Raw genomic sequence first — 13,565 nt, 5'->3', positions numbered from 1 at the left:
GTCTCCATTGCAGGAAACGATTCTCCATAGAAAGGAGGTGATCCAGCCGCACCTTCCGATACGGCTACCTTGTTACGACTTCACCCCAATCATCTACCCCACCTTCGGCGGCTGGCTCCCTTGCGGGTTACCCCACCGACTTCGGGTGTTGTAAACTCTCGTGGTGTGACGGGCGGTGTGTACAAGACCCGGGAACGTATTCACCGCGGCATGCTGATCCGCGATTACTAGCAATTCCGACTTCATGCAGGCGAGTTGCAGCCTGCAATCCGAACTGAGACCGGCTTTGATGGGATTGGCTTCACCTCGCGGTTTCGCTTCCCGTTGTACCGGCCATTGTAGTACGTGTGTAGCCCAGGTCATAAGGGGCATGATGATTTGACGTCATCCCCACCTTCCTCCGGTTTGTCACCGGCAGTCACTCTAGAGTGCCCAACATTACTTGCTGGCAACTAAAGTTAAGGGTTGCGCTCGTTGCGGGACTTAACCCAACATCTCACGACACGAGCTGACGACAACCATGCACCACCTGTCTCCTCTGTCCCGAAGGCCGCCACTATCTCTAGCAGATTCAGAGGGATGTCAAGACCTGGTAAGGTTCTTCGCGTTGCTTCGAATTAAACCACATACTCCACTGCTTGTGCGGGTCCCCGTCAATTCCTTTGAGTTTCAGTCTTGCGACCGTACTCCCCAGGCGGAGTGCTTACTGTGTTAACTTCGGCACCAAGGGTATCGAAACCCCTAACACCTAGCACTCATCGTTTACGGCGTGGACTACCAGGGTATCTAATCCTGTTTGCTCCCCACGCTTTCGCGCCTCAGCGTCAGTTACAGCCCAGAAAGTCGCCTTCGCCACTGGTGTTCCTCCACATATCTACGCATTTCACCGCTACACGTGGAATTCCACTTTCCTCTTCTGTACTCAAGTCACCCAGTTTCCAGTGCGACCTCAGGTTGAGCCCAAGGTTTAAACACCAGACTTAAATGACCGCCTGCGCGCGCTTTACGCCCAATAATTCCGGACAACGCTTGCCCCCTACGTATTACCGCGGCTGCTGGCACGTAGTTAGCCGGGGCTTTCTTCTCAGGTACCGTCACTCCGGTAGCAGTTACTCTACCGGACGTTCTTCCCTGGCAACAGAGCTTTACGATCCGAAAACCTTCATCACTCACGCGGCGTTGCTCCGTCAGACTTTCGTCCATTGCGGAAGATTCCCTACTGCTGCCTCCCGTAGGAGTCTGGGCCGTGTCTCAGTCCCAGTGTGGCCGTTCACCCTCTCAGGTCGGCTACGCATCGTCGCCTTGGTGGGCCGTTACCCCACCAACTAGCTAATGCGCCGCAGGCCCATCCCTCAGTGACAGATTGCTCCGTCTTTCATTCTTTCTTCAGGAGAAAAAAGAAATTATCCGGTATTAGCTACCGTTTCCGGTAGTTATCCCAGTCTAAAGGGCAGGTTGCCTACGTGTTACTCACCCGTCCGCCGCTAAGTTATTTTGAAAGCAAGCTTTCAAAATAACTCCGCTCGACTTGCATGTATTAGGCACGCCGCCAGCGTTCGTCCTGAGCCAGGATCAAACTCTCCAATTAGTATTGAAAAGAGCGATATGCTCATTTTGAAACATCTGACGAGAAAATTAATTCTCTAATTTTGGATTTCACTTTCGTGATTTCCTACTCACTCGTTGTTCAGTTTTCAAAGATCAAGTTCTCGTTGGCGCCGTTTAATGTCTCAGCAGCAACTCTTATACTATATCATGTCCGGCTATTTAATGTCAAGCTCTTTTTTTAACTTCTTTTTCGAGCTCGGCATGTGTATTTCTTGGCCGGACTTAGAATATATCATGTATAGAGATTCATTGCAACACTTTTTTCAAAATAATCTATAAATAAGAGACTGTACTATCAATCACCCTTTATATATTGGTGTATACCTGTTAGCACAGTCACATTTATGGAGTCTCTTAATACTTCTTTCTCTAAGCAATGATCTCCTGAATATACAAATCTCGCTCCAACATTAGGTTAACAATCGTACCCTCTACCTTAATCATAGGACGTGTTGGATTAGCACGGTCAGTAAATATGATCTCTCCATGACGTCCATCGCTCAGACGTATTCTGGTTCCATTAAACAAATCTGTGCTCTTCTGTATAAAGGTCTGTACAACAACTGGGTCAAGCTTACCGAAGCTTTCTGTCATTATCTGCTCTAACACTAAATAAGGAGACTGTGCTTTTCTATAAGCCCTTTCTAGAGTCATAGCATGGAATATATCTGCTACCGCTACTACTTTGGCGTAAAAATGAATCTGGCTACCTTCTAGCTTAAGTGGGTAACCAGACCCATCGACCTTCTCATGATGCTGCAATGCCGTTAGTCTTACCCCTTCATTAATCGCTGTGACATTACGCAGTAATTGATAGCCATATGTAGTATGTCTGCGAACCTCTTCTATTTCGGCACTATTAAGTGATTCCGGCTTATGTAAAAGAGAACTATCTACTTTCGCGTTTCCGATGTCATGTAGTAATCCAGCAAAAGCGATCTGCATCCAATCCTTTTGCGGATACCCGCACCACTGAGCGATCTTATAGGATGTTAACGCGGACAGCACGGCATTGTGATAGTTGTAATCCTCGTCTTTTAGCGTACGTGGAGAAAACTTCAACACATGATAATCCTTTAAATGACTAATTAGTAACTCTAACTGACTCCGCAACTCAAAAATAGGAAGTGAGGCTGCTGTTACCGAACGATAGCTGGTTCTAATAAGTGCGATCATTTTTTCATATTCATCATGTAGTGGGGAATTGTTCTTGATCAGCATCGATTCATTTATAATCGCTCCAGCTTTAAGTGCTGTCTGCTTGGCGTTTTTTTTGACAGCATCAGAGTTGGCCTCTCCCTGAACACCTTCGATCTCCACTTGCCCAACCAAAAAAGCTTCTAAAATTTCTAGATCACGGGGAAGTAGTATTTTTCCCTTAGTGAACAAAATCCCCCCCAGAGGTGTAGTTACATCTTTGGTTATCTTTGAGCCTGCTTTAACTTCTCCAGCCAACACACTTGGCATATACTCAGCCCCTTAATTTCTATAACAATAAGCTCAGGATTACCGAAATCTAATATGACAGATAATTTCTGAGAAAATAGTACTTTATATACTGATTTATACTCTATCGGCTAATTATAGTACGGATAAAAGGAAGCGACTAGTGAAATGAAAACTATTCTTATAAAAATTCTCATTAAATTTCTTTAAATAACTTGCTATTAATTAATCACAGCAAAAAGAGCAAGGGACTCTGTAATAGAATCCCTTGCTCTTTATTGAATATAACCTACTCTAAGTTATCTTCTTGATCCTCAGCGATAGTTTCCGGTTGATCAATATCACCAGATTCATCTACTGTTACTTGTTCCTCGAGGCCTTCCATCTCTTCAGACATTTCGTCCTCTTCGTTCTTATCCGCTCTACACAGGGTAGCCACAGCATCATCCTCGCGGATGTTAATTAGCTTAACCCCTTGCGCATAACGGCCCATAGTAGAAATTCCATCCATGCTGGTACGGATCAAGGTACCGCTTGTAGTAATGATCATTAAGTCTTCGTCATCTCTAACAACCTTAAGACCAACTACAGGGCCATTCTTCTCTGTGAGATTAATGGTCTTGATCCCTTTACCGCCACGAGTCTGAGAACGATAATCACCAGCTGGGGTCCGTTTACCATAACCCTTGCTAGTAACAATCAGGACCTCAAGCTCCTTATCAACACAGTCCATACCGATGACATGGTCATTACTGTCAAGCGTAATGCCCTTCACGCCAGTCGCGCTACGGCCCATAGAACGAACATCATTCTCTGAGAACGTAATCGACATTCCGCGAGCTGTACCGATAATAAGATTCTGCTGACCATCTGTCAGCTTAACCTCAATTAGGGAATCCTCTTCACGAAGATTAATAGCGATAAGTCCGCCCTTGCGGATGTTATTGTAATCCTCAAGTGGCGTCTTCTTCACGATACCTTCGCGGGTAGCAAAGAACAAGTACTTGTCACTATCGCTCTCTTCCACTTGGATTACGGCACTAATCTTCTCACCTTGTTCAATTTGAATCAGGTTGATGATTGGTGTCCCACGTGCAGTACGACCCAGCTCTGGGATCTCATAAGCCTTAATCCGGTACACCTTACCCTTATCGGTAAAGAACATCAGATAGTTATGAGAGTTACTCACGAAGAGATGCTCCACAAAATCCTGGTCCTTGGTGTCCATTCCTATAACTCCGCGCCCTCCGCGCTTCTGGCTGCGGTAGGTGCTGACAGGTAGACGTTTGATGTATCCCGTATGTGTAATAGTGATAACAACCTCTTCACGCGGAATAAGGTCTTCATCCAGGATACTTTCTTCACCAACCGTAATCTCTGTCCGGCGATCATCAGAATATCTATCACGAATATCCTGCAGCTCGTTGCTGATGATTTCCAGTACAAGATGCTCATTCGCCAAAATTTCACGGTACTCTGCGATTTTAGCGAGCAATTCGTTATATTCATTCTCGATCTTTTCCCGTTCCAGACCGGTCAGACGTTGCATCCGCATATCGAGGATTGCTTGAGCCTGTTCTATACTGAGGCTAAAGGTGCTCATTAATCCATCACGGGCGATATCCGTTGTCCGTGACGCGCGAATTAACGCAATAACTTCATCCAGATGATCCAGCGCAATACGCAGACCTTCTAAAATATGAGCGCGTGCTTCAGCTTTTTTAAGATCAAATATTGTACGACGACGGATAACTTCAATCTGGTGCTGCAAATAATGATAGAGCACATCACGCAGATTAAGAATTTTCGGCTCGTTGTTTACAATGGCAAGCATGTTGATCCCAAATGTGGATTGCATAGAAGTATGTTTATATAGATTGTTCAACACAACATTTGGATTCACATCGCGTCTCATCTCAACAACTACACGCATACCGTTACGGTCAGACTCATCTCGAAGATCTGTTATACCCTCGATCCGTTTCTCACGTACTAATTCTGCAATTTTCTCAACCAATCTTGCCTTGTTCACCTGATATGGCAGCTCATGTACAATGATGCGCGCCTTACCGTTGTTTTCTTCAATCGTTGCCTTAGCACGCATGGTCACTGAACCACGCCCTGTACGATAAGCTTGACGAATGCCCTCACGACCCAAGATATATCCAGCCGTAGGGAAATCAGGGCCTTGGATATACTCCATCAATTCCATAGGTGTGATATCAGGATTCTTAATCATCGCCTGCACACCATCGATAACTTCGCCTAGGTTATGCGGTGGAATATTAGTAGCCATACCTACAGCTATACCAGATACCCCATTCACGAGCAGGTTCGGATAGCGAGCTGGTAATACAACTGGCTCATTCTCTTCACCATCATAGTTGGGTGCGAAATCTACTGTTTCTTTGTTCAAATCTCGAAGCATTTCGCCTGCAATCTTGGAAAGACGGGCTTCTGTATAACGCATCGCTGCAGCCATATCACCATCGATCGAACCAAAGTTCCCGTGACCGTCCACAAGCATATAGCGCATAGAGAAATCCTGAGCCATCCGTACCATTGTTTCATAGACAGCTGAGTCACCGTGAGGGTGGTACTTACCGATAACCTCACCGACGATTCTTGCCGATTTCTTATGAGGCTTATCCGCAGACATTCCAAGTTCCGACATCGCAAACAAAATGCGTCGGTGAACCGGCTTGAGTCCGTCCCGCACATCTGGCAAAGCCCGGCTAACAATGATGCTCATTGCGTAATCCATAAAGGATTCACGCATTTCCACGCCAATGTCCCGATCTTTGACTTGTGGGTTATTTTGTTCAGCCATGAGTTGCTGGACCTCCTTCAGTTAAAAAACCGCTACCCTTAATTATATTACTTTCACAAAAGTAGCACAATTAAACATGATAGCCTTTTATCTTCTAATATTGATTTCTTTTGCGCTGATTAGGGTATTCGCCCTTTCCGCAAATGTCTTTAGTACATAGACTGTAAAGACAAGAAACACGGTTTTATTATCCTAGTATCGTTCGATAAGGCATAACCCCATATCCTTATATTATACCATTGTTTAGGTAGCTTGTCCTGATTTTCAGCTGCCAAAGATTATGCTTCCACAGCAAGTTTTGTACAAGGGAATTCAAATGAGCAATTGCTGCACAAAATTGTTAAGGAGGAAGATAATGAAGATTCAACGTGTCCCAAGTAAATGGGCTAAAACAAAAGTTATCCTTCAAAATCAATCTCTATCTCTATATGTGCCTGATACCCGTAAATACGATTTAAGTGTTCTTAAAGAAATGCTTGCGTTATATGCTATGGTCTATATAAAACCTGATCGCGGAAGCTTTGGTATTGGTGTAATGAGAGCTGAGCAGCGTACGGTGATTTTAAGTCCTAGCCAGCAAAAGACTGAAATAAATGTCACCGCCGATAACGAGGAGAGACAACAGCAAGAAGCACAGGTCCTATATATTCTAAGATATGCAAAGATGGCAGAAGTTTTCTTCTCCCCCGAAGAGCTGCATGAGGCCTTACAGAAACGAATTCAGAACCGTACCTACCTCGTCCAAAAAGGAATTGATCTCCTGCGTCACCAAGATCGTCCCTTCGACCTTCGAGTTCTTGCCCAAAAGACTCCATCAGGTGCATGGGAAACAACAGGAATGCTCGGAAGAGTAGCTGCCCCTCAGAAAATTGTCACCAATTATCATAGTGGAGGCAGTATTCAGTCAGTAAATACATTATTAAAAAATCATATGAACCCTTCTGAAACACTCTCCACGATTAATCAATTAAAATCTTTAGGTGTACAAATTGCAGGCCAATTGGAAACTACCTATCCAGGAATTAAAGAAATTGGTCTGGATATTGCCATGGATCAGCATATGGATATGTGGCTGCTTGAGGTCAACACGCTTCCATCTATTGTTGTATTCAAGTTATTTCCTGATAAATCTATCTATCGTAGAATACACCGCTATGCTGTAGCATACGGACGTGTAAAAGCTAGAAAATCGCCATATACTACCCGCAATAGACAATATAATAAAGCCTAAAAAACCGGATCTGAAAACAAAAAACCTCCAGCATTCTCATTCCATTAGGAACAGAAGCCGGAGGTTTTATTAAAATATAAGAAAGTATAAGTTTCACTTTATACATTATCCTTATATTTTCTTACACATCAAGGTATCTGACACTCTTCGCATGCTCATGGATAAAGTCACGTCTTGGTTCAACATTATCGCCCATCAGCGTATCAAAGATACTATCAGCAAGCATCGCATCTTCAATCGTTACTTGTAGCATCATACGAGCCTCAGGATCCATCGTCGTGTCCCACAGCTGGGTAGCATTCATTTCACCCAAACCTTTGTAGCGCTGGACATTGACCTTAACATTCTCACCAAAAGAGGCGATAATCTCATCGCGTTCCTTCTCGCTGCCTGCATAACGGATCACTTTGTTGCGTTCTATCTTGAACAAAGGCGGTTGTGCGATATAGATATAACCTGCATCTACCAGCTTCCGCATGTAACGGTAGAAGAATGTTAACAACAGAGTTCTAATATGAGCTCCATCGACGTCGGCATCCGTCATAATAACGACTTTATGGTAACGAGCCTTCGATAGGTCAAAATCTTCACTGATTCCTGTACCAAGAGCAGTAATAATAGCCCGGATCTCGGCGTTGGATAAAATACGGTCTAAGCGTGCCTTTTCTACGTTTAGAATCTTACCACGCAGCGGTAGAATCGCTTGGAAATGACGATCCCGGCCCTGCTTGGCCGATCCACCCGCAGAGTCACCTTCGACGATATACAGTTCGCTGATAGACGCATCCTTGGATGAACAGTCCGCAAGTTTACCAGGTAGTGCACTGACTTCAAGCGCACTCTTACGGCGGGTTAACTCACGAGCCTTACGAGCGGCTTCTCGTGCACGTGAAGCTGAAAGCGACTTCTCAAGGACACGGCGTGATACTGCCGGATTCTCTTCCAGGAATTCCTGTAATTTCTCTCCGAACAGTGATTCTACTATTCCACGGACTTCACTATTTCCGAGCTTAGTCTTCGTTTGACCTTCGAACTGCGGCTCTGGAATTTTGACAGAAATAATGGCTGTCAATCCTTCACGCACGTCGTCGCCAGTCAGGTTTGAATTACCATCCTTCAGCACACCGGCTTTACGGGCGTAATCGTTGATGATACGTGTTAGAGCACTTTTGAAGCCGGATTCATGCGTTCCGCCCTCATGGGTATTAATATTATTCGCAAAAGAGTAGATGTTCTCTGTATACGAATCATTATATTGGAGAGCTACTTCAACCTGAATCATATCCCGTGAGCCTTCCACGTAGATTGGATCCTCGTGCAGCGCTTCTTTTTTCTCATTCAGATATTTCACATATTCAACGATACCGCCCTCGTATTTGAACACGTTGGTAACATCGGTCCGCTCATCATGGAGTGAAAGCTCAATTCCTTTGTTAAGAAAAGCTAGCTCCCGAATACGAGTAAGCAGTGTCGCATATTCAAAGACCGTGGTTTCAGTAAAGATCTCAGGATCCGGATGGAAAGTTGTAGTCGTACCTGTCTCGTCCGTATCTCCAACAACTTTAATCTCATACTGTGGTGCACCACGTCTGTATTCCTGCTGATAAATATGCCCATCACGCTTAACATTAACAACAACCTTCTCAGACAAGGCATTTACTACGGAGATACCCACACCGTGTAAGCCGCCTGATACTTTATATCCGCCGCCGCCGAATTTACCGCCTGCATGCAGTACTGTCATTACAACTTCAAGCGTCGACTTTTTAAGTTTTTCATTTTCACCTACAGGTATGCCACGTCCATTATCGATAACAGTAATCCCGTTATCCTCATGAATAATCACTTGAATCCGGTCACAATAACCTGCTAGGGCCTCATCGATACTATTATCTACGACCTCCCACACCAAGTGATGGAGACCTTTAGAACTAGTGGAACCAATATACATGCCCGGACGTTTCCGGACAGCTTCTAGCCCTTCCAGTACCTGAATCTGGCTCTCATCATATGTCGGTTGATTCATTGACATGCCTTCACCTACTTCTTTCAGATTATCTCTTTGTTACTAAACGTAAGTTATATTTCGAGCAAAATTTTGGCTCTTTTTTTGAGAGTGGAGGAGGAAATGGGGGAGTAATACACGATATTTTTAGTTACAACAATAGATTTTGCTTCCTCTTCACCAATCCGCTCAAGCTTCTTGTCCTGCTCAGAGTGAGTGACGAATTGCTTAGACACCTTGGAAGATTTCTCAATCGAAATATCAAATATTGCAATTAACTCCGAAGAGCGAATAATCTTCTCCCCGCCCAAATGAATATACATGATCTTCCTCCGCTCTTTATAACTCCACTTTTCCATCATGAACATGATATAGGCTGGCGCCCTTTAATTTATCGGCATTCAGACCCTCAATCCCAGTAGCGGTAATGAATGTCTGTACCTTGCTTTGAAAGGTTTCAATAAGCTGGGTCTGTCGGTAAGGATCAAGCTCGGATAAAACATCATCAAGAAGCAGCACAGGATATTCTCCGATTTCTTCATGGATCAGCTCGATTTCCGCCAGCTTGAGCGATAAAGCCGTTGTACGCTGCTGTCCCTGAGAACCGTAGACCTGAGCTTCCCTTCCGTTGATAAAAAAGGACAGGTCATCCCGATGGGGACCCGTCAGCGTCATGCCGCGCCTGATTTCTTGTTCTCTCGTTTGTGATAACTTTAACATAAAATTGTCTAATAAGACAGCTTCATCTTCCTCATCCCGATCGCCGAAAGAGGGGACATAAAGCAATTTCAGTTCTTCTCCGCCGTTCGTAATCCCCCGGTGTATGCTTTCAGCCCATATTTGCAGCTTCTTTATGAATTGTTTCCTTTTTTTTACGATTTTAACACCGTGCTCCACAAGTTGAGCATCCCAGATTTCCAAAAGGTCTTTTCCCGCTGCCTCTTTTCCCCACAACTGCTTTAGCAAATTGCCCCTTTGTAAGAGGATTTTTTGATACTGCTGGAGGTGAAAGAGATAACTAGGCTGGACTTGGCCAATCTCCATATCGAGAAAACGCCGTCTGATCCCAGGTGTGCCTTTTACGATCTCTAAATCTTCCGGTGCGAACATGACCACATTGAGTGATCCCACAAACTCACTAAGACGTCGTTGTTCTAAACCGTTAATCTTAGCTTTTTTACCTTTGGCAGATAGGGTGAGCTCTAGCTTGAGATCGCCGTACTTACGTTCTACCTCAGCAATGATCTGAGCAGCGTCTCCAGGGGCATCGAATGAGATAAGTTCGCGATCCTTCGAGGTGCGGTGGCTTTTGGTCATCGCCAGGACGAACAATGCCTCCATGAGGTTTGTTTTGCCTTGGGCGTTCTGACCCAGAATCAGATTCACATCGCCCAGGCTCTCCAGACGCAGCAGCCCGTAATTTCGATAATGCTGCAGACCGATATTTTTAACAAACACGAAATGGTTCCTCCCCTAGCCTACTCCTCTTTAACTCCTCCGCCTTCAACCTGAAATGTGCCGTTATCCTGCACTTCAATTTGATCACCCGGATAAAGCTTTCTTCCACGCCGTTCCTCTACTTCTCCGTTAACCAGCACATGTCCTTCTTGCAATAAAGCTTTAGCCATTCCACCTGTGGATACACAATCGGAAAGTTTCAGGAATTGATCTAGCTTGATATATCCACTGTGGATAAGTATTTTTTTCATGATTTTTATCCTTTCAGCCACTTATCCACATGTTCATGAATGTTGGCATTAATTTGTTGTACGGTAAGGCAAAATGATATACAAGCTATTGGTTTGATCGAGTGGCTTCAAAATGATCGGACTCATCATCCCTGTGAAGGCTATAACAAGCTGCTCACTCTCAATAACTTTTAGGACATCGAGCATATATTTGGAGTTGAAAGATATTTTGAGTGGTTCACCTTTGAAATCAATGACTTCAAGTTCCTCACGAACTTTACCAAGCTCGGAAGAGCTAGAAGAAATTTCAATGCCGCCTTGATCAAGTGTCTGCATGCGCACAATATTCGTTTTTTCTTCACGGGACAGCAAATAAGCACGATCAATTGATTCACTTAATTTTTTTGTGTCCAAAGTTAGTTCTGTTTTGTAGGTTGTTGGAATAATTCTAGAAGTATCCGGATAAATTCCATCGAGGATCCGTGAATAGAACAGAACTTTGTCGAGTTTAAAAAGAACTTGATTGTCCGCAACGACAATATCAACGAGCATATTTTGATCAGGGATAATTTTGCTTAGCTCATTAAGGGTTTTACCAGCGATTACGATATTGGCAAATTGAACATTCTCCGTACCTTCTAGTCTTGCTGCTCTTGTAGCTAAGCGGTGACGGTCAGTCGCTGTAAACTTAAATTCATTATCGGCCAGATTCCACAGTATACCTGTTAAAATCGGAGTTGTCTCTTGGGTAGAAATAGAAAAAGCAGTTTGTTTAATCATATTTTTCAGCAAATCACCTGGTATAGAGATAGTTTCGTTCTCCTCAATACTCGGTAGCACCGGGAATTCTTCAGGGTCTAAACCTACAATCTGAATCTCAGTGGATCCAGAAGAAATATATGTTTGGAATCCTTCTTTAACTTCCATGTGAATCTCTTTGGAGGGCAGCTTCTTAATAATCTCTACGAAAAATTTAGCGGGAAGAACAACACTTCCGGGCTGATCTATTTTCACGATCGTATGGCTGTCATTCTCTGCTGGAATAAACGATTGGATGGAAATATCGGTGTCGCTTGCAGTTAATGTGACGCCTTGATGGCTAACTTCCAGCTTAATACCGGTCAGAATAGGGATGGTTGTTCTACTGGAGATTGCTTTGGATACGTGTTGAATGGATTCGTTGAGTTCATTTTTAAGAATGCTTATTTTCATGATTTCACTCCTAGCTGAAAAATTGGGAATTTCGTTGTATTTTGTTGCTCGTTATTACGAGTCTTTACATGATGAATTATTATAGTTATTTAATAGTATTAGTAGTAGGGGCGTCTAATATGTGGATAACCCTATCAAATAGCATAAAATTAAGCCTACCCACATGTGTATAGATTGTGTATAGGCTCTTTGTTCCTCTTAGGAAGGATTTTTAATTTTCTCCGCAAGATTATTTACCACTTTGTACAACTCCTGATCGACCTTTAATGACTGTGTAATTTTATCATGCGCGTGAATTACGGTCGTATGGTCACGTCCTCCGAACGCCTCACCAATCTTAGGCAGCGAATAATCCGTTAGTTCACGGGAGAGATACATTGCGATTTGACGTGGAAACGCTACGGCTTTTGTACGTTTTCGTGCTTTGAAGTCTTCAAGGCGCAAATTGTAGTATTCACCGACTTTTTGCTGAATATCAGCGATGGTAATCATTTTCGGGCGGCTGGAAGGAATGATATCCTTGAGTGCTTCAGCTGCCAAATGTGTGGTTACATCCTGGTTGGTTAGCGAAGAGTAAGCAACAACCCGGATTAATGCACCCTCAAGCTCACGAATATTGGTATCAATCTGATTAGCAATATACATCATGGCCTCATTAGGGATATCAAGGTTCTCTGCCTTCGCCTTTTTGCGCAAAATCGCAATTCGGGTTTCTAGATCGGGTGGTTGAATATCCGTAATCAAGCCCCACTCGAACCGTGAACGCAGCCGTTCTTCCAGTGTGGGAATTTCCTTTGGCGGTCGGTCGCTGGAGATGATAATTTGCTTGCGTTCTTCGTGGAGCGCATTGAACGTATGAAAAAATTCCTCCTGCGTGGACTCTTTTCCGGCGAGGAATTGAATATCGTCAATAAGCAAAATGTCAACGTTACGATACTTATTGCGGAAGCTTTCACCGCGGTTATCACGGATCGAATTGATAAATTCATTCGTGAATTTCTCTGATGAGATGTAAATAACCTTGTTATTCGGGTTATGTTCTAGAACATAGTGCCCAATGGCATGCATTAAATGGGTTTTGCCCAGACCTACACCACCATATAAAAACAAGGGATTGTATGCTTTGGCCGGCGCTTCGGCTACTGCCAGTGAGGCCGCATGCGCAAAACGGTTGCCGGAGCCGATTACAAAAGTGTCAAAAGTGTACTTGGGATTGAGGAGATGCGTTTGCGCTTCTTCTCGTGATACTACGGGAGTGGGGGCGGATTGTTGAACCACAAGCTCAGGCGGCTTGCTTTCTTCAATCACGAATTTTACATCCACTTGTTTCCCAGTGACTTCGTAGACCGTTGCTCCTACTAGTTTGGTGTAGCGACTTTCCAGCCATTCTACTGCGAACGTTGTAGGTGCCGAGATAATGAGAACCTGGGAGTTGAAGGTTATCGCTTTAGTAGCCTTAAACCAGGTATCAAAGCTCGGCTTGCTTAATTTGGTTTGAATAATCGATAAAATTTGCTGCCATAATTCGGAAGTATGGCTGTCCAC

At 44.0% G+C, this 13,565-nt stretch carries 9 protein-coding genes and 1 rRNA gene; 1 reads left to right on the top strand and 9 read right to left on the bottom strand.

Annotation, left to right across the window (positions count from 1 at the left end):
- Positions 1 to 30: 30 nt before the first annotated feature.
- The 3 genes from ACN6KS_RS00050 to gyrA all read right to left on the bottom strand — a co-directional run bounded on the left by ACN6KS_RS00050 (position 31) and on the right by gyrA (position 5,884).
- Positions 31 to 1,588: ribosomal RNA gene (locus tag ACN6KS_RS00050) — 16S ribosomal RNA — on the bottom strand.
- A gap of 389 nt (positions 1,589 to 1,977) precedes the next feature.
- On the bottom strand, positions 1,978 to 3,075 hold the full coding sequence (locus ACN6KS_RS00045) for an HD-GYP domain-containing protein (RefSeq protein ID WP_280788005.1): 1,098 nt from the start codon (positions 3,073 to 3,075) through the stop codon (positions 1,978 to 1,980).
- 268 nt (positions 3,076 to 3,343) lie between these two features.
- Complete coding sequence (gyrA, locus tag ACN6KS_RS00040; RefSeq protein ID WP_094874790.1) at positions 3,344 to 5,884, bottom strand: DNA gyrase subunit A; 2,541 nt, start codon at positions 5,882 to 5,884, stop codon at positions 3,344 to 3,346.
- 355 nt (positions 5,885 to 6,239) lie between these two features.
- Here gyrA and ACN6KS_RS00035 point away from each other — a divergent pair, with 355 nt between their 5' ends.
- Entirely contained in the window at positions 6,240 to 7,115 is an 876-nt protein-coding gene (locus ACN6KS_RS00035) for a YheC/YheD family protein (RefSeq protein WP_094874789.1), read from the top strand.
- Positions 7,116 to 7,236: 121 nt separating this feature from the next.
- On the opposite strand, the gene gyrB is transcribed toward ACN6KS_RS00035, so the two are convergent.
- From gyrB to dnaA, 6 genes are all read right to left on the bottom strand, one after another.
- Positions 7,237 to 9,147 carry a DNA topoisomerase (ATP-hydrolyzing) subunit B gene (gyrB, locus tag ACN6KS_RS00030; protein ID WP_094869718.1) on the bottom strand — a complete coding sequence of 637 codons (1,911 nt, stop codon included), beginning with the start codon at positions 9,145 to 9,147 and terminating at the stop codon, positions 7,237 to 7,239.
- 47 nt (positions 9,148 to 9,194) lie between these two features.
- The gene (gene remB, locus ACN6KS_RS00025) at positions 9,195 to 9,443 is read right to left on the bottom strand and encodes an extracellular matrix regulator RemB (RefSeq protein ID WP_440961079.1); all 249 of its coding nucleotides are present in this window, start codon (positions 9,441 to 9,443) and stop codon (positions 9,195 to 9,197) included.
- Between the two features lie 16 nt (positions 9,444 to 9,459).
- The gene (gene recF, locus ACN6KS_RS00020) at positions 9,460 to 10,578 is read right to left on the bottom strand and encodes a DNA replication/repair protein RecF (RefSeq protein ID WP_042123050.1); all 1,119 of its coding nucleotides are present in this window, start codon (positions 10,576 to 10,578) and stop codon (positions 9,460 to 9,462) included.
- Positions 10,579 to 10,598: 20 nt separating this feature from the next.
- Positions 10,599 to 10,829, bottom strand: coding sequence for a S4 domain-containing protein YaaA (gene yaaA, locus ACN6KS_RS00015; RefSeq protein ID WP_042123047.1), 231 nt, complete (start codon positions 10,827 to 10,829; stop codon positions 10,599 to 10,601).
- A 48-nt stretch (positions 10,830 to 10,877) separates the two neighbouring features.
- A complete protein-coding gene (gene dnaN, locus ACN6KS_RS00010; protein WP_094869719.1) occupies positions 10,878 to 12,020 on the bottom strand; it encodes a DNA polymerase III subunit beta in 1,143 nt (380 codons plus the stop codon).
- A 198-nt stretch (positions 12,021 to 12,218) separates the two neighbouring features.
- Positions 12,219 to 13,565, bottom strand: coding sequence for a chromosomal replication initiator protein DnaA (dnaA, locus tag ACN6KS_RS00005; protein ID WP_042183777.1), 1,347 nt, complete (start codon positions 13,563 to 13,565; stop codon positions 12,219 to 12,221).

This window comes from Paenibacillus nitricinens (genome assembly GCF_052056485.1).
In the GTDB taxonomy this organism is placed as follows: Bacteria; Bacillota; Bacilli; order Paenibacillales; family Paenibacillaceae; genus Paenibacillus_AQ; species Paenibacillus_AQ nitricinens.
Note: the sequence above shows the minus strand (reverse complement) of the source record. Positions and strands in the feature narration are given on the sequence as shown.